Here is a 17,632-nt window from a genome sequence, read left to right on the forward strand (position 1 = left end):
TTTCCTTTTATCTATTTATGTATTGTTGTTTAGTAGTGTTTGTTTGTTCTAAGCTTTTTAGTGCTTTTGCAACATCTATTGGATAGTCTGTTTCAAGAATATCAAACCCTTCTTTTATGATATTTTGATATGAAGTATATCTATCTTTTTTATCTTTTATCTTGTCGTAAATTGGAGCTGCTGCTATCATGGTCATTACATCTTCATTATGTAATAAATCTTTTAATTTTTTATTTTCATCTGTTATTTTATAGCCAACATAAGCTATTGCAATATTTTTCCAAGGGATACCTGAAGATTTATACTCAAGAAAAGATTTTTCGTCTAATATCCAAGCACTAAATATAGTTCTTTTATCTAAGTTATAAAACTCTAAAGCTTGTTTTGCATTATGTACTGTAAAAATAGTACTTGTAAAAGCATTGTGTTTATTTACTAAGTCTATTTTTTGTTTTGCTGATACATCTTTTACATCTAAGTTAATAATTGTTTTACCTTTTGCCCAAACAATCATATCTTCTAAAGTATCTATATTATAGTTAGTAATATTTCCTTTTTTGTCTTTTAATTTACATTTTTTTATCTCGTTTAAAGTGAAATCTTTTATTTTTCCAATACATGTTGTTGTTCTATCTAGTGTAGCATCGTGAATCATTACTGGAATATTGTCTTTTGTAAGGTGTGCATCCACTTCAAATATAGCTGGATTTTTTTCAAGTACTTTTTTTATGGTGTAGATACTATTTTCTGGATAATTTTTCATCTCACCCCCCCTATGCCCACTGATTACAAAAAAATTATCATTTTTATAGGTAAAAAAATCCTCAATTTCTTCTTGATTTTTAAAATCAATAGTATTTAAATCACTTTTCCAAAATAAAGCCATTATTACGATAAAAATAGCTATAAAAAACAGTAAAGCTATATTTCGATTTAATATCTTAAACTTTATATTTTTTAGCACTTTAGCTTATCCTCTTCCATCTCACTTACTAGCTCATCATACTCAGCTTTTTTTATAGCAATAAACTTCTCTGTAATCTCTATTTTCTCTTTGATACCTTTTGGCGTAAGTAGATATTTATATTGGATTTTATTTTCTGAGTTTACAAATCTTTGAGTTTTTATAAGACCTTTATCAATTAAGTTTTTAAGTACATAATTCATTTTTCCCAAGCTATAGCCTATCTCATCTGCTATTGTTCTTTGGCTTGTGACTTTATCTACACTTCTTAGAATCTTTAGTTCTATCTCTTCTTGATTCAAAATCTTAATTCCCCTTTAAAAATTGAGTTTGAAATATACAGTGTTTAATCTTTGAACACTCTTAAAATTTAATCTTAATTTTTTAATTTTTCTTAATATTATACTTATTCAAATACCACTCAATAGTTTTAACTATCCCACTATCAAAGTTTTCATCTGCTTTCCAACCTAACTCTTGTTCTAGTTTTGTAGCATCTATTGCATATCTTCTATCATGCCCTGCTCGGTCTTCTACGAATGTGATTAATTCTTTATAGCTTTTTATATTTGGAACTGAGGATTTATCCTCAGCTTTTTGATTTGCAGGGACTGAAGTCCCTGTTCCAAGTGGTACTTCTTTATCCAATATCTCACAAATTCTATTTACTATTTGAAGATTTGTTCTCTCATTTCTTCCACCAATATTATATGTATCTCCAGTTTTTCCATTATGGAAAACCAGATCTATACCTTTACAATGGTCAAGTACATACAACCAATCTCTTATATTTTTTCCATCCCCATAAATTGGAATTGGATTTCCTAAAAGAGCATTTCTAATAATTGTAGGAATTAATTTTTCATCATGTTGTTTTGGACCATAGTTATTTGAGCAGTTTGTAATAACTGTATTTAATCCATATGTTTCATTATATGCCCTTATTATCATATCACTTGAAGCTTTAGAAGCTGAGTATGGAGAGTTTGGAGCATATGGTGTTTTTTCAGTAAACAGATCATTTGGATCAAGACTAAGTGTTCCATATACTTCATCTGTACTTATATGATGAAATCTACAATCTTTATATTCTTTTTTATAAGTAAATGGTTTCTCCATCCAATATTTATAAGCAACATCAATCAAAGTAAATGTTCCATTTACATTTGTTTGCACAAACACTCCTGGATTTTTAATACTATTATCTACATGAGATTCAGCTGCAAAGTGAATAACACCTTTTATATCATATTCATTAAATATAAATTCAACTAATTCTCTATTACAGATATCACCTTTTATAAATTTATAGCGAGGATTTGTTTCACACTCTTTTAGATTTTCTAAATCTCCTGCATATGTTAAAAGGTCTAGGTTTACAAGATTATAGTTTGGATATTTATCTAAAAAATATGGCACAAAGTTTGAACCTATAAATCCTGCTGTTCCTGTTACAAGTATTGTTTTATTATTATTGTTGAACATTTTATTTTCCTAATTTTTTTATAGTTGGATTATTTATTAAAGATTTCATCTGAGATATTGCCATACTATTTAGCACTAGCAATCTATCAGCTTGTTGGATACCTTGCTTTATAAGTTCTGCATTTACACTTTCCATATTTGAAAGCACGATAAGCTGTTCTACACTTGCATAATCTCTTATATTTCCATCTTGCTTTGGATTATTTTCTCGCCACTCTTTTGCTGTTTGTCCAAATAGTGCAATATTTAATACATCAGCTTCAGTTGCATATACAAATCCATCTTTTGGTTTTGAAAGTATATTTGGTACAAGATGCTCTTTTATAGCATCTGTGTGGATTTTATAATTTATTTTAGAAAGGCTTCTGCTCAAGTTCCATTCTAATGATTTATTTTCTATCTCTTCATTTTTGAGTCTTTGAAACTCTTTGATTAAAAATAGTTTAAATTCAGCACTAATCCAACTAGCAAACTCAAACGCTATATCTTTATGAGCAAAAGTTCCACCATATCTTCCTGATTTACTTATAATTCCTATTGCATTTGTTGTTTCAATCCATTTCACAGGTGACATTGTAAAACTATTAAGACCTGCAGAATTTTTAAACCCGTCGAATTCGACCCCTTTAAAATCTGGATTATTTATTTGTTCCCAAAGCCCTAAAAACTCTATAGTATTTTTATTTCTTAACCAATTTTTCACAACATCTTTAGGTTCATCTACATTTTTTGCTTTTGCAATATCTGTAAGAGATATAAAATCCTCTTTTTCGTGTTGACGAATAGAGATTAAAGTTTCTTGAACAATGAGTTTGTTATTCATCTTCTTTCACCTAATCTTACTAAACAATCGTCCAATCCATCTTTCCAATATGGTATTTCTATATTAAATCTTGATTTTATCTTACTTTTATTTAAAAGTGAGAAATGTGGTCTTTTTGCAGGAGTTGGATACTCAAATGTTTCTATTGGATTTATTTTACAATCTAATTTTGCCATTCTCATAATCTCTTTTGCAAAGTCATACCAAGATAAAACTCCTTCATTTGAATAGTTATAAATTTCTACTTTAGAATTTTCTATTTTAGGAATAATATTTAAAATTGTAAGTGCTAAATCTTTTGCATAAGTTGGAGTTCCTACTTGATCAAATATTACACCTAACTCTTTTTTATCATGTCCTAGTCTTAACATTGTTTTTACAAAATTATTTCCATAGTATGAATAAACCCATGAAGTTCTTATAATAATAGAATTTAATGGATTTATATTTAAGAGTTCAAGATCACCATCAAGTTTTGTTTTACCATAAACTCCTTGTGGATTTGTTTGAAACTCTTCAATATATGGTTTATGGTTTTTCCCATCAAATACATAATCTGTACTTATATGAATTAGTTTTATATTTAACTCTTTAGATACAATTGATAGCTTTTTAACTGCTTTTCTATTTACTAAATCTGCATTATCTATATCACTCTCAGCTTTATCCACTGCTGTATATGCTGCACAATTAATAATCACATTTATATTATTTTCATTACAAAAATTTCTTATATTTTCTTTATTTGTAATATCAAAATCATCTCTTGATGTAAAATAGAAATTATAAGAGTAATTTGTAGAAAGCTCTTTTATTTCACTTCCTACTTGTCCATTTGAACCAGTTACTAAGATATTAAGCATAATAATTTATTCCATATTCAAACAAATCATTTGTTTCATTTAGTTTTGCTTGTTTTGTATCTTTTACAGATAAATTTAACTCTTCTTTTTTTAATATCCAATCTATATTTAAAGCTTCATCATCAAAAGCTATCCCTCTATCACATTCAGGACTATAATAACTATCTACTTTATATGCAAATATTGTGTTATCTTCAAGAACTACAAATCCATGTGCAAAGCCTCTTGGAACTAGAAGTTGTTTTTTATTCTCTGCACTTAAAAGAACTGCAACATATTTCCCAAATGTTGGAGAACCTTTTCTAATATCAACTGCAACATCTAGAACTTTTCCATGAATTACTCTTACAAGTTTTGTTTGTGCATGAGGTGGAAGTTGATAGTGTAATCCTCTTAAAACTCCTTTAGAAGATTTACTTTCATTATCTTGGCAAAAATTTATTTTATATCCTAAAAACTCTTCAAGTTTATTACTCACAAATGTTTCTACAAAATACCCTCTAGAATCTCCATGAACTTTTGGTTCAATAATTACTACATCTGGAATATCTGTTCTTGTAAACTGCATATTATTTCATCTTTTTTGCTTGATTTGCTCTTGATATTAAATATTGACCATATTGATTTTTCTTTAAAGGTTCAGCTAGTTCAAGAAGTTTTTCTTTTGTTATATATCCCATTTCATATGCTATCTCTTCAAGACAAGCTACTTTTAAAGATTGTCTATTTTCAATTGTTTGAATAAATGATGATGCTTCAAGTAAACTTTCATGAGTTCCTGTATCAAGCCAAGCATATCCTCTTCCCATTAGTTCTACTTTTAATCTATTTTCATTTAGATAATCTTGATTTAAAGTAGTGATTTCAAGTTCACCACGATCACTTGGTTTTACATTTTTAGCTTTTTTAACTACATCATTTGGATAAAAATACAATCCTACAACAGCATAATTTGATTTAGGATTTTTTGGTTTCTCTTCAATAGATATTACATCACCATTTTCATTAAACTCTGCAACCCCATATCTTTCAGGATCTTTTACATAATATCCAAATACTGTTGCTTTGTTTTCATCTTTAATATTTTTTATACTTTGAGATAAAAGCTTTGTTAATCCATGACCATAAAATATATTATCACCTAAAACCAAACAAGCATCATCTCCATCTAAAAACTCTTCTCCTAGAATAAATGCTTGTGCTAATCCATCTGGATTTGCTTGAACAACATATTCAAATCTCATTCCAAGTTCACTTCCATCTCCTAAAAGATTTATAAAACTTTGTTGATCTTGTGGTGTTGTTATAATAAGAACTTCTTTAATTCCTGCTAGCATTAAAACGGAAAGTGGATAATATATCATAGGTTTATCATATATTGGAACTAATTATTTACTTACACCTTTTGTGATTGGATAAAGCCTTGTTCCGCTTCCTCCTGCTAATATTATGCCTTTCATTTTACCTTTTCCCCCATGTATTAATCAAAACCTGAATTATATTAGATAATAACTTAAACTTATATCGTTATTTCCCTAATATCAGCAATATTCCTAAATCCTAAATATACTTTTGCAATAAGATTCTTTCTATTTTGTTTTATTTTTTCATCTTCATGATTTACAAAAACTTTCTCAAAAAACTCATCTAGTTTTGGTTTCAAGGCAAATAGTTCATCTATCTCTTCTTCAAAAGATTTAAACTCTTTATCATTTATTTTTATAAATGAATTATATAACTCTCTCTCTTCATCTTGTAAAAAAAGTTTTTCATCTATTTCTAAAGTGTTACAAAGTTCTACATCTTTTACAATATTTGCAACTCTTTTAAATGTTGCACTATACTCTTTGAAACTATCACTTTCAACTATTGGGTTTAGTGCTGTTACTTTTTGATACATTTTATATATATTTGATTCATCACTAGCTAAAACTGCTTTTAGTACACTTGGATTTACATCAAAAATTTTATAAAATCTCTCTTCTATAAAATCATTTAAGACTTTTAAATCTAAGTTTTTATATAAGTTTCCTAAATCTTCAAAAATCTCTTTGTAATCTATATTTAGCTTATGTTCTATTGCAATTTTCACAATTCCAAGTGCTGCTCTTCTTAGAGCAAAAGGATCTTTTGAACCTGTTGGAATTTTTCCAGCAGAAAAAAGTGCCATAAGATTATCTATTTTATTTGACATTGCAACAATACTTGAGAAAATTGTACTTGGAAGTTCACTATTTTCACCACTTGGCAAATATTGCTCTTTTAAAGCCAAAGATATTTTATAATCATATTTCTCTATTTTTGAGTAGTAATATCCCATAAGTCCTTGAAGTTCTGTAAACTCATAAACCATTTCACTCATCAAGTCAGCTTTTGAAAGCATAACTGCTTTTTCTAAAAGCTCTTTTTCATCTATATTTAACTTATCTGCTAAATATGATGCTATTTTTGCTTCTCTTTGGCATTTATCATAAACTGTTCCTAAACCTTCAACGAATAAAAGATTTTTTAATCCATCATTTTTTAAACCATTTTTTATATCATTTTTATAAAAAAACATTGCATCAGCCAATCTTGGTCTTAAAACTTTTTCATTTCCAGCTATTATATATCCAAAATCATCTGTCAAAGCATTTGAAACAACTACAAAATTGTTTAAAAGCTTATTATCTTTATAAACTGCAAAATATCTTTGGTTTTCTTTCATAGAAGTTACTATTACTTCACTTGGAAGCTCCAAAAACTCTTCATCAAATTTTCCTAAAAGTGCCGTTGGATACTCTGTAATCGCTACAACTTCATCTAATAAAGCTAAATCCAACTCCACTTGAATACTATGTTTAGCTTCAATATTTTTGATTTGTTCTAAAATCTTTTTTCTTCTCTCATCTTGATATAAAACAACACCATATTTATCAAGTTTACAAAAATAATCTCCACAATTTGAAAAAGAAAACGGCTCATAACTCTCCATTCTATGTCCAAAAGAGATATTTTCTGATTTTACTCCAAAAAGTTCTCCATCTATAAGCTCATTATCAAGCATCATAGAAAAAAATCTAATAGGTCTTATAAAGCTATCCGTTCTACTTCCCCATCTCATAGATTTTCCAAAATTTAGTGAAGCTATAAACTCATTTACCATATCATTTAAAAGTTCTTTAGAAAAAACTCCTTCAACTCTATTTTTATAATATAAAACTTCGCCTTTTCCAAAATCTTTGAACTCTAAATCTTCTACTTCTACACCACATTTTTTTGCAAATCCATTTGCAGCTGGTGTAAACTTTCCATCTTTAAAAGCAATAGCCTTTGGAGCTCCAATATTCTCAATCTCACTATCTTCTTGCTTTACTTGAAATTCTCTATGCCATAAAACCAATCTTCTTGGAGTATAAAATAGTTCAAAACCACAAAGCAATCTATTTTTTTCTAAAATATCACTCCATTTTTTTTCAATATTTTTTAACTCTTGTAAAAATGGAATAGCTGGTAACTCTTCAACTCCAATCTCTATTAAAAGTGGTTTAAGCATCTTTTTCTTCCTTATTTTGGTTTTCTTTTTTCTCATTCTCTTCTAGTCTATCTGTATGCTTTTTTATCTGTTGTCTATTAAAATTTATCACAAACATTGCAAGCATAAATATAAAAAGAGCTAATATTACAAAATCTAAAATCTCTTTCATATTCTCTCCTTAATAGTTTTTTCATAAATCACACCATCTATCTCAGCTTCTGCAATATCTTCAAACTCTTCATTGCTTGAAATAAGAGCTAAAATTTTACTATCAAAGATATAATTATCTGCTATTTTTTGCAGTTTTCTAGCTAAAATCTTATCACAAACAATATATCTTGCATTTAAGCTATTTGAATATATAGCCTCTTTTACTGATTTTACCTCTACAAAGAAGTTTAAACTTTGTTCAAAAGAGTATTTTAATAACTTCTCATCAAAATTAAAAAATATTTGTGAATTTGCTCTTGTTTTAGAAATATCTTCAATATTATTAACTATATAAAACTCTTCAAAAGGTATTAAACTATCTCCTATTATTTTCATTTTTAAGCCTTTTTATTATTTAAACACTCTTTAGAGCAGAAAAATCTTCCATTACTTAAAATAGCTTCTTTTTGAGAGATAAAAGTTCCACAGCTTGGACATTCAAGCATCTCATCACTAATCATTCTGTCATTTTTATTTGAACTATTTTTATCTCTTGTTTTTTTGAAAAATATTAAATATATTAAGAAAAGTACCACAACTACAAATATTATTTTTAAAATCATTTTTATCCTTTTATGTACAAATAGTTTCTATCACTTCTTGAAACTACTTTATAGTTATTTATTTTTGCATCTTCTAGCTCATTTTCAAGTAAGCTTCCTTTATAAAAAAGATATGAACTACTATCTTGTTTTATATTTTTTGTTAAATCTATTAAAAGTTTTGTGTTTGTTACAGCTCTACTTGTAATTAATTCAACTTTTATATCTTTTACATTTTCTACTCTATTTTGTAAAATTATAAGATTATTAAGTCCTAAACTAGCTTTCACAAAATTCAAAAAAGAAACCCTTTTTGCTCTTGGTTCTATTAAATATGCTTTTATATCTCTTTTTGCAATGGCAATTATAAGCCCAGGATAACCAGCTCCTGTTCCAACATCTGCAAAACTTTCAAAAGCATCTATAAAATTAAGTGGAAATAAAGAATCCATAATATTTTCTTCTATACTCTCTTTATCCAATCTTCCACTAAGATTATGAACTTTACCCCATTTTTGGAGCAATTCTATAAATACTTGAATATCTTTATAAAAACTATCTTCAAGTTTTAAATCATTTTTTCCTAATAAGTTTTTTAAACTCAAATTAGATGCCCCATTTTCTCTTTTTTTGTAGATAAATATAGTTCATTATATTTATTTGCTTTTATAATAGCTGGAATTCTCTCAACTATTTCTATTCCTAAAGATTCTACATATTTTAATTTTGCTGGATTATTTGTAATAAGTTTAAGTTTTTTTAACTCAAGATTCTCAAAAATATATTTAACAACTCTATAATCTCTCTCATCTTCTGCAAATCCTAGTTCAATATTTGCTTCAATAGTATTTCTACCTAAATCTTGTAAAGCATAAGCATTTACTTTATTTAGCAAACCTATATTTCTTCCTTCTTGTCTGTGGTAAATAACTAAGCCACCATTTTTTGCAATAAACTGTAAAGATAGCTCAAGCTGATTTCTACAATCACATTTTAAACTTCCTAAAGTATCTCCTGTAAGGCACTCTGAGTGAATTCTTACATAAGGAGCTTCTATCTCTTTGAAATCTTGGCTCATAATTGCTAAATGCTCTTGATTTCCATCTTTATACGCTTTTATTCTAAACTCTCCATATTTTGTGGGTAAGTTTGCTATATTTGATTCTTCTATACTCATTTGTTTTTAAACCTTAAACTGTTAAAATCGCAAGATTATATCAAAAAGAGGTAAATATTATGTTTAAGCGATTTAGAAGATTAAGATTAAATGATACATTAAGAAATTTAGTACAAGAAACAACATTAAGTAAAAATGATTTTATATATCCACTTTTTGTAAAAGAGGGAAAAGGTATTAAAATAGAAGTTTCATCTATGCCAGGTGTTTTTCAAATGAGTATTGATGAGATTTTAAAAGAGTGTGAATACCTTCAAGAAATAGGATTAAACTCTATTATTCTTTTTGCAATTCCAGAATTAAAAGATTCTGTTGGGAGCGAATGTTTAGATGATGAAAGTATTATTGCAAGAACAATTAAAGCAATAAAACAAAAATTTCCAAATATCTTTATAGTTACTGATTTATGTTTTTGTGAATATACAGATCACGGACATTGTGGAATTCTTGATCCAAAAACACAAAGTGTTCACAATGATAAAACTCTTGAAATATCAGCTCTTCAAGCACTAGTTCATGCAAAAGCAGGAGCTGATATGATTGCACCATCTGGAATGATGGATGGAATTATTACAACTCTTAGAAAAACTTTAGATAAAAACGGTTTTCAAGATTTACCAATTATGGCATATTCAACTAAGTTTGCTAGTGGATATTATGGTCCTTTTAGAGATGTAGCAGAATCAACTCCAAGTTTTGGAGATAGAAGAACTTATCAAATGGATGTTGCAAATAGACTTGAAGCTATAAATGAATCTATTGAAGATGAAAAAGAAGGTGCAGATATACTTATGGTAAAACCAGCTTTAGCATTTTTAGATATTGTAAGAGATATAAGAAATGAAACAAAACTTCCGCTTTGTGTTTATAATGTAAGTGGAGAATATGCTATGGTAAAACATGCTGGAATTGCTGGTTTAATTGATTATAAAAGAGTTGTTATGGAAACTATGATTGCATTTAAAAGAGCTGGTGCAAATATTATTATCTCTTATCATGCTAAAGAAGTTTGTGAGATTTTAAATAGAAATTAATTTAATTAAAAATGAATAACTACCAAAAAGCTATAGAAAACTCAAATATTGTTTCAAAAACAGATATAAATGGAATTATCACTTTTGTAAATGATGAGTTTGTAAAGCTTTTTGAGTATGAAAAAGATGAACTTATAGGCAAAAATCACAATATTATAAGACATCCAGATACTCCAAAAGAGAGTTTTAAAACTCTTTGGGAAACTATTTTAAATAAAAAAGTTCATAAAGCAACTGTAAAAAATCTATCTAAAAGTGGAAAAACAATCTATTTAAATACAACAATTATTCCTATTTTAGATGAATTTGATGAAATTTCTGAGTTTATTGCTATAAGATATGATATTACAAATGAAGTAATGCTTCAAAAAGAGCTTGAAAAAAACCAAAAAATTATATTTTTACAATCAAGGATGGCAAGTCTTGGTCAAATGCTTGCAAATATTGCTCATCAATGGAGACAACCATTAACAGAACTAAATTTAACTCTTTTTAATATCAAAAAAGCTTTTCTTAAAAAAGATGAAAAAGAGTTTGAAAATCTATATCAAAATAGTAAAAGCTTAATTCATGCTATGTCAAATACTATTGAAGATTTTACGAACTTTTTTTCTCCTCAAAAACAAAAAGAGATATTTTTACTAAACTTAAGCATAAAAGAGGCTCTGAAAATTTTATCAAGATTTATAGAAAATGAGAATATATCTATAAAATTTAATTTAAAAAAAGAGCTAGAAATATTTGGAGTAAAAAATGAACTTACTCAAATTTTATTAAACTTTATAAATAACTCTAAAGATGCTTTTATTCAAAAAAAGATTGAAAAAAAAGAGATTTTTATAGAATCTTATAAAAAAGATGATTCTATATTTTTAGAATATAGTGACAATGCAAAAGGATTAGAAAAAGAAAACTTTGATAAAATTTTTGAACCTTATTTTACAACAAAACATCAAAGTAGCGGTACAGGACTTGGACTTTTTATATCTAAAATTATAGTAGAAAATAGTTTTGAAGGAGATATTATGTATGAAAATACAAAAGATGGTCTTAAATTTATTATAAAATTCCCTATAAAAAAATGAAAAATCTAAGAGTTTTAATTGTAGAAGATGAAGGTGATTTAGCAAAACTAATAAGAACTTCAATAAAAGACTATTTTTTTAGAGTCATAATTGCAAATGATGGAAAAACTGGTCTAGAAAAGTATAATAGCTTTAAACCAGATATTGTAATAAGTGATATTACAATGCCTATTTTAGATGGTTTAGAGATGTGTAAAAAAATAAAAGAAGAAAATGATAAAACTTCAATAATAATTTTAAGTGCATATAGTCAGCAAGAAAAACTTCTAAAAGCAATAGATATAGGAATAAATAAATATTTTATAAAACCATTTGATCCAGATGAATTTGTATCTTATTTAAAAGAGTTATCAATAAAAATAAATAAAGATAAAAATATAGAACTAAAAGATGGTTTCATATTCTCAAACTCTACTTTAAATCTATATAAAGATGATATTTTAGTGAAACTAACAAAAAGAGAAAAAGATTTTATAAATCTTTTAGTAAAAAACATAAATTCTCTTGTAAAACTTGAATTAATAAAAGAAAAACTATGGGATGAAAAAAATATAAGTGATGAAAGAGTTAGAACTTTTATAAAAAGATTAAGAGTAAAAACATCAAAAGATTTAATAGAAAATGTATCTTCTAGTGGTTATATGATTTCATAATATATCTAAAAAATAGTTTTACAAAGAGTAATAACTCTTTGTAAAAAACTTCAAGATATTATCTTGAAGTTAAAAGTGTAGTTAAATGTTCACCACTTACTTGGTGGAAGTTTAAGTATTTATAAACATTATCTTTGTTACTTGCATTAATTTTTTGAGCAACAATATCTAAATACTCTTTAACTGTTGGAATTCTTCCTAAAAGTGCTGCAACCGCTGCAACTTCTGCTGAACCTAAATAAACTTTTGAATTTTTACCAAGTCTATTATCAAAGTTTCTTGTCGAAGTTGAGAATACAGTTGAACCTTCTGCAACTTGTGCTTGGTTACCCATACATAATGAGCATCCTGGAATCTCAATTCTTGCACCTGCTGCTGCAAATGCTGCATAGTATCCCTCTTCTGTTAATTGTGCTTCATCCATTTTTGTTGGAGGAGCAACCCATAATTTTGCTTTAGCAACACCCTCACCTTTAAGTACTTCACCTAAAGCTCTAAATAATCCAATATTTGTCATACAAGATCCAACAAATACTTCATCAATATTTTTTGGTCTTGAATCATCAGCTAAAATTTCACCTAAAGTAGCAACATCATCTGGATCGTTTGGACAAGCTAAAATTGGTTCTTTAATCTCATCAAGATTAATTTCAATAGTTGCTAAATATTCAGCATCTGCATCTGGCTCTAATAATTGAGGGTTTTTAATCCACTCTTTCATTTTATCAGCTCTTCTTTGAAGAGTTTTTGCATCTTCATATCCCTCTTCAATCATTTTTTCGATTAAAGCAATATTTGAAGATAAATATTCAATAATTGGCTCTTTGTTTAATTGAACAGAACAAGCTGCAGCACTTCTTTCAGCACTTGCATCAGATAATTCAAATGCTTGTTCAACTTTTAAATCTGGTAAACCTTGAATTTCAATAATTGTTCCAGCAAAAATATTTTTCTTATTTTTCTTAGGAACAGTTAAAAGTCCTTGTTTAATTGCATAATAAGGAATAGCATTTACTAAATCTCTTAGTGTAATTCCTGTTTGCATTGTTCCAGTAAATTTAACTAAAACTGATTCAGGCATAGTTAAAGGCATCATTCCTGTAACACCAGCAAATGCAATAAGTCCTGATCCAGCTGGGAATGAGATACCAATTGGGAATCTTGTATGTGAATCTCCACCAGTTCCTACAGTATCAGGTAAACAAAGTCTATTTAACCATGAGTGAATAACACCATCACCTGGCTTAAGAGTAACTCCACCTCTTGAATTTATAAAATCTGGTAAAGTATGTCTTAGTTTTATATCTGCTGGTTTTGGATAAGCAGCTGTGTGACAAAATGATTGCATAACCATATCAGCACCAAAACTTAATGCTGCAAGTTCTTTAATCTCATCTCTTGTCATTGGTCCTGTTGTATCTTGGCTTCCAACTGTTGTAGCAATTGGCTCAACATACATTCCTGGTTTGATACCTTCAACACCACAAGCTCTTCCTACCATTTTTTGTGCTTGAGTAAATCCTTTTCCATTATCAGCTGGTTGTTCAGGAGCAATAAACATATCAGATGCACCAAGTTTTAATGCTTCTCTAGCTTTTGCAGTTAATCCTTTTCCAATAATTAAAGGGATTCTTCCACCTGCTCTCATCTCATCTGTTAAAGTATTTGGATTTAATTTAAATGTAGAAACAACTTTTCCATCTTTTACAATTTCACCTGCATATGGTTTTAATGTAATTACATCACCAGTTTCAATACTATCAACATTTGCTTCAATAGGTAAACAACCTGAATCCTCTGCTGTGTTAAAGAAAATTGGTGCAATAATTGAACCAATTACAACTCCACCTGTTCTTTTATTTGGAACACCTGGAATATCTCTTCCCATATGCCATTGAACAGAGTTAATACCTGATTTTCTTGATGAACCAGTTCCTACAACATCTCCAACATATGCTAAAGGATGTCCTTTTGCTTTTAATTCAATCATCTTATCAAGTGGTTTTTCCATTCTTGATTGTAACATTGCAGTTGCGTGTAATGGAATATCTGCTCTTGTAAATGCAACAGTTGCAGGAGATAAATCATCTGTATTTGTCTCACCTGGAATTTTATATACAGTTAAAGTAATCTCTTTTTCTAATTCTGGTTTATTTGTAAACCATTCAGCTTTTGCCCAAGACTCAATAACTTCTTTAGCTTTTGCATTTCCTGCATCCATTAAAGTTTTTACATCATTAAATGAGTTATATACTAAGATTGTATTTTTTAATTCTTTTGCTGCAGCATCAGCTATTTCAGCTATTTTAAGAGCTTCAACTAATGGTGGTACGTTAAATCCACCCATCATTGTTCCTAAAATTTCAATAGCTTCAACTTTTGAAATCACTGAACATGAAACTTTACCTTGAACAATATCATTTAAAAAAGCAGCTTTAACATAAGCAGCATCATCAACACCTGGGTTAATTTTATTTTTAAATAGATTTAATGCATACTCTGCATCTTCTACTTTACTAGCTTTTAAAAGCTCAACTAATTCAGCAGTTTGAGCAGCTGTAAGAGCAAGTCCTGGTAATCCACCTTCACTTTCTCTTTGCTTTTCATGTGCTTTATAATCTTGTAATAAACTCATATTATCTCCTATCATTTTTAAGAATTTGGCTAAATTATAGCACAAAGTTATAAATATACTTGTACAATTATTGTATATTCTAATAGATTTTTATTTTTTGTAAATAAAAGTTACACTATTTATACTTATTGTTATTTCGACCTTTATTATTTTCAATAATTTTATATATTTTCAATATGTACAATAACTGTACATATTAAGCAATATTTGTATATACAGCTTGAACATCATCATCATCTTCAAGCTTTTCAATTAGTTTTCCTATATCTTCTTGTTGCTCTTCTGTAAACTCTTGTGGATTATTTGGAATTCTTTTTAATTCTGCCTTTGTAAGTTCAATTCCTAACTCTTCAAATTTATTATTCATATTTCCAAAATCTGTATAGTTTGCATAAGCTAAACAAAGACCTTCTTCTTCTTCAAGTTCTTCAAGTCCTGCATCAATTAGCTCTAGCTCTAATTCATCAAGCTCATATTTACTTGGTTTATTAAATTCAAAAATTGCTTTTCTATCAAAGAAAAATTCTAAAGAACCAGTAGGTACTACTTGCCCTTGTGTTTTATTAAAATACATTTTAATATTTGCAACTGTTCTTGTATTATTATCTGTTGCTGTTTCAACAAAAACTAAAACACCATGTGGACCTTTTCCTTCAAAATTTACTTCTGTAAAATTTGCTGCATCTTTTCCTGTTGCTCTTTTAATTGCTGCATCAATATTTGTTTTTGGCATATTTTCTGCTTTTGCATTTAAAATAGCTGTTCTAAGTGCTGAGTTCATCTCAGGATCTGGAACTCCACTTTTTGCTGCAACTTCAATAGCACGAGCAAGTTTTGGAAATATTCTACTCATATTTCCCCATCTTTTCATTTTTGCTGCTTTTCTATATTCAAAGGCTCTACCCATAGATAACTCCATAAACTATTTAATTTTGGGCAGTATTATAGCAAGTTTGTAATAAAACTATAAAAAAGAGTTTTTAATAAAATTTAAGTTACCATTACTAATGAAAAAAATTATATTTATAACATTATTAATTACAAATATCTTTGCATTTAAACTCAGTCACAAAGAGGTAAAAAATGCAAATTTAGTTCTTGCTACACTTGAATTAGAAAATATTGAAAAACCTAGATTGAGTTTTGGAAAGAATCATTATGATTTTTATATTAATCCATTTAAGAAAAACTCTTACTATGTTTTATTGCCTACTTCATATTATGAAAAACCAAAAAAAGAAAAAGTTATCATTTCTTATATAAAAGATGGAAAAAAGATTTTTAAAACAAAAAGATTGGATATTATAGATGGAAACTACAAAAGCGAAGTTTTAAAAGTAAATCCTTCAAAAATTGATTTAAGTCCTGAAGATAAAATAAGAGTTGAAAAAGAGTTTAAAGAAGCAAAAGAAGTTTATACAAAAAAACATCCAAACTTACTTTTTAAAGATAATTTTATTTTGCCTTTAAATTCAAAAATTACAAGTGATTTTGGTAATAGTAGGATTTTTAACGGTTCTTTGAAATCTTATCATAGTGGAACAGATTTTAGAGCTCCTAATGGAACAGAAATTATTGCAAGTAATAGTGGAATAGTTAGAGTTACAAAAGATAGATTTTATGGTGGGAATACTTTAATAATAGATCATGGTCATGGTATATTTAGTGGATATTTTCATCTTAGTTCTTTTAAAGTAAAAGAGATGGAATATGTTAAAAAAGGTCAAGTAATCGCTTTAAGTGGTAGCACAGGAAGAGTTACAGGTCCTCATTTACACTTTGTTTTTAGAATAAACAATATTCTTGTAGATCCTCTTCAAGCAATGGATATTTTAAACTCTTTAAAAGAATAAATCAAAAGGGTAATTTTTGAAAAGATTTTTATTTATATTTTGCATTTCTAGTTTAATTTTACTAGCAAATGATGAAAAAATACAAGAAAGTTTGAATAACAACAATAACTTAACTCAAGAAGAGATTTTATATGAGAGTAGAAAATATGATCCTTTAAGTGGATATAATAGAGCAATGACCCAATTTAACTATGGTTTTTATTCATATGTTACAAAACCAATTGCTAAAGGTTATGCTTATGTTATGCCAGCACCAGCGAGAGTTGGAATTGATAATTTTTTTACAAATTTACTTTTTCCAGTAAGATTTGTAAATAATTTACTTCAATTAAAATTTAAAAATGCAAGTAAAGAGTTAGGAAGATTTTTAATTAATACTATTTGGGGCTTTGGTGGTTTTATGGATCAAGCTACTCATACAGTTGGAATGGATATTTATAGAGAAAACTTTGGAAGTACACTTGCATATTGGGGTGTTGGAGAAGGAGTTCATATTGTTTTACCATTTTTTGGTCCATCAAATTTAAGAGATGCTTTTGGTTCAATTTTTGATGTAGTATTATCACCAACTCAATACACAGGACACAATACAATTCCATATAAAATACCTCAAAAAATAGATCACGGTTATGCAATAGCAACAACTTATAGTGTAAACCTAGTATCTTTTGATCCTGATTCTTTGGATAAATTAAGTGAAAGAAGAGTAGATTTGTACGAAGTTCTAAAATATTATTATAATCAAAAAAGAGATGAAGAACTTAGAAAAACATTTGAAACGGGGGAATAAA

19 protein-coding genes and 1 pseudogene are annotated in these 17,632 nt (G+C 27.8%); 5 read left to right on the forward strand and 15 right to left on the reverse strand.

What is annotated here, in order from left to right; all coding sequences use genetic code 11:
* Positions 1-7 precede the first annotated feature (7 nt).
* The 13 genes and pseudogenes from ATH_RS05215 to ribA all read right to left on the reverse strand — a co-directional run bounded on the left by ATH_RS05215 (position 8) and on the right by ribA (position 9,581).
* A complete protein-coding gene (locus tag ATH_RS05215; protein WP_083202022.1) occupies positions 8-964 on the reverse strand; it encodes a glycerophosphodiester phosphodiesterase family protein in 957 nt (318 codons plus the stop codon).
* Positions 958-1,266 (reverse strand): MarR family EPS-associated transcriptional regulator, encoded by a 309-nt coding sequence (locus tag ATH_RS05220; RefSeq protein WP_066390380.1) that lies wholly within the window; start codon positions 1,264-1,266, stop codon positions 958-960. Before ATH_RS05220 ends, ATH_RS05215 begins: the two co-directional genes overlap by 7 nt.
* A gap of 82 nt (positions 1,267-1,348) precedes the next feature.
* Entirely contained in the window at positions 1,349-2,449 is a 1,101-nt protein-coding gene (gene rfbB, locus ATH_RS05225) for a dTDP-glucose 4,6-dehydratase (RefSeq protein WP_066390379.1), read from the reverse strand.
* 1 nt (position 2,450) lies between these two features.
* Positions 2,451-3,272: a KilA-N domain-containing protein gene (locus ATH_RS05230; RefSeq protein WP_066390378.1), complete on the reverse strand. Its 822-nt coding sequence runs from the start codon at positions 3,270-3,272 to the stop codon at positions 2,451-2,453.
* Complete coding sequence (rfbD, locus tag ATH_RS05235; protein ID WP_066390374.1) at positions 3,269-4,135, reverse strand: dTDP-4-dehydrorhamnose reductase; 867 nt, start codon at positions 4,133-4,135, stop codon at positions 3,269-3,271. Before rfbD ends, ATH_RS05230 begins: the two co-directional genes overlap by 4 nt.
* Positions 4,128-4,703 carry a dTDP-4-dehydrorhamnose 3,5-epimerase gene (gene rfbC / locus ATH_RS05240; protein WP_066390372.1) on the reverse strand — a complete coding sequence of 192 codons (576 nt, stop codon included), beginning with the start codon at positions 4,701-4,703 and terminating at the stop codon, positions 4,128-4,130. The genes rfbD and rfbC overlap by 8 nt, the downstream gene beginning before the upstream one ends.
* 1 nt (position 4,704) lies before the next feature.
* Positions 4,705-5,595, reverse strand: a pseudogene (gene rfbA, locus ATH_RS05245) (glucose-1-phosphate thymidylyltransferase RfbA).
* Between the two features lie 59 nt (positions 5,596-5,654).
* Positions 5,655-7,670, reverse strand: a complete 2,016-nt coding sequence (gene glyS / locus ATH_RS05250) for a glycine--tRNA ligase subunit beta (protein ID WP_066390371.1) — start codon at positions 7,668-7,670, stop codon at positions 5,655-5,657.
* Positions 7,663-7,821: a hypothetical protein gene (locus tag ATH_RS09870; protein WP_165595842.1), complete on the reverse strand. Its 159-nt coding sequence runs from the start codon at positions 7,819-7,821 to the stop codon at positions 7,663-7,665. The genes glyS and ATH_RS09870 overlap by 8 nt, the downstream gene beginning before the upstream one ends.
* Positions 7,818-8,198 (reverse strand): hypothetical protein, encoded by a 381-nt coding sequence (locus ATH_RS05255; protein WP_066390369.1) that lies wholly within the window; start codon positions 8,196-8,198, stop codon positions 7,818-7,820. Before ATH_RS05255 ends, ATH_RS09870 begins: the two co-directional genes overlap by 4 nt.
* Positions 8,199-8,200: 2 nt before the next feature.
* A complete protein-coding gene (locus ATH_RS05260; RefSeq protein ID WP_066184199.1) occupies positions 8,201-8,425 on the reverse strand; it encodes a PP0621 family protein in 225 nt (74 codons plus the stop codon).
* 2 nt (positions 8,426-8,427) lie between these two features.
* Positions 8,428-9,009 carry a 16S rRNA (guanine(527)-N(7))-methyltransferase RsmG gene (rsmG, locus tag ATH_RS05265; RefSeq protein WP_066390368.1) on the reverse strand — a complete coding sequence of 194 codons (582 nt, stop codon included), beginning with the start codon at positions 9,007-9,009 and terminating at the stop codon, positions 8,428-8,430.
* Positions 9,006-9,581, reverse strand: a complete 576-nt coding sequence (gene ribA, locus ATH_RS05270) for a GTP cyclohydrolase II (protein WP_066184205.1) — start codon at positions 9,579-9,581, stop codon at positions 9,006-9,008. The genes rsmG and ribA overlap by 4 nt, the downstream gene beginning before the upstream one ends.
* A 59-nt stretch (positions 9,582-9,640) precedes the next feature.
* Here ribA and hemB point away from each other — a divergent pair, with 59 nt between their 5' ends.
* From hemB to ATH_RS05285, 3 genes are read left to right on the forward strand one after another with little or no spacing between them, the layout of a single operon-like run.
* Complete coding sequence (gene hemB / locus ATH_RS05275) at positions 9,641-10,615, forward strand: porphobilinogen synthase (protein ID WP_066390367.1); 975 nt, start codon at positions 9,641-9,643, stop codon at positions 10,613-10,615.
* 11 nt (positions 10,616-10,626) lie between these two features.
* A complete protein-coding gene (locus ATH_RS05280; RefSeq protein ID WP_066390366.1) occupies positions 10,627-11,700 on the forward strand; it encodes a PAS domain-containing sensor histidine kinase in 1,074 nt (357 codons plus the stop codon).
* Positions 11,697-12,353, forward strand: coding sequence for a response regulator transcription factor (locus ATH_RS05285; protein WP_066184223.1), 657 nt, complete (start codon positions 11,697-11,699; stop codon positions 12,351-12,353). Before ATH_RS05280 ends, ATH_RS05285 begins: the two co-directional genes overlap by 4 nt.
* A 58-nt stretch (positions 12,354-12,411) precedes the next feature.
* Here ATH_RS05285 and ATH_RS05290 read toward each other — a convergent pair whose 3' ends face one another.
* The gene (locus ATH_RS05290) at positions 12,412-14,988 is read right to left on the reverse strand and encodes a bifunctional aconitate hydratase 2/2-methylisocitrate dehydratase (RefSeq protein ID WP_066390365.1); all 2,577 of its coding nucleotides are present in this window, start codon (positions 14,986-14,988) and stop codon (positions 12,412-12,414) included.
* Positions 14,989-15,184: 196 nt separating this feature from the next.
* The gene (locus ATH_RS05295) at positions 15,185-15,895 is read right to left on the reverse strand and encodes a YebC/PmpR family DNA-binding transcriptional regulator (protein WP_066184227.1); all 711 of its coding nucleotides are present in this window, start codon (positions 15,893-15,895) and stop codon (positions 15,185-15,187) included.
* A gap of 100 nt (positions 15,896-15,995) precedes the next feature.
* Between ATH_RS05295 and pgp3 the strand changes: the two genes are divergently transcribed.
* Together pgp3 and ATH_RS05305 are read left to right on the forward strand one after the other, a co-directional pair.
* Positions 15,996-16,841, forward strand: a complete 846-nt coding sequence (gene pgp3, locus ATH_RS05300; protein WP_066390363.1) for a peptidoglycan metallopeptidase Pgp3 — start codon at positions 15,996-15,998, stop codon at positions 16,839-16,841.
* Positions 16,842-16,857: 16 nt separating this feature from the next.
* Positions 16,858-17,631: an MlaA family lipoprotein gene (locus ATH_RS05305; protein WP_066184234.1), complete on the forward strand. Its 774-nt coding sequence runs from the start codon at positions 16,858-16,860 to the stop codon at positions 17,629-17,631.
* Position 17,632 lies beyond the last annotated feature (1 nt).

The organism is Aliarcobacter thereius LMG 24486 (genome assembly GCF_004214815.1).
Lineage (GTDB): Bacteria > Campylobacterota > Campylobacteria > Campylobacterales > Arcobacteraceae > Aliarcobacter > Aliarcobacter thereius.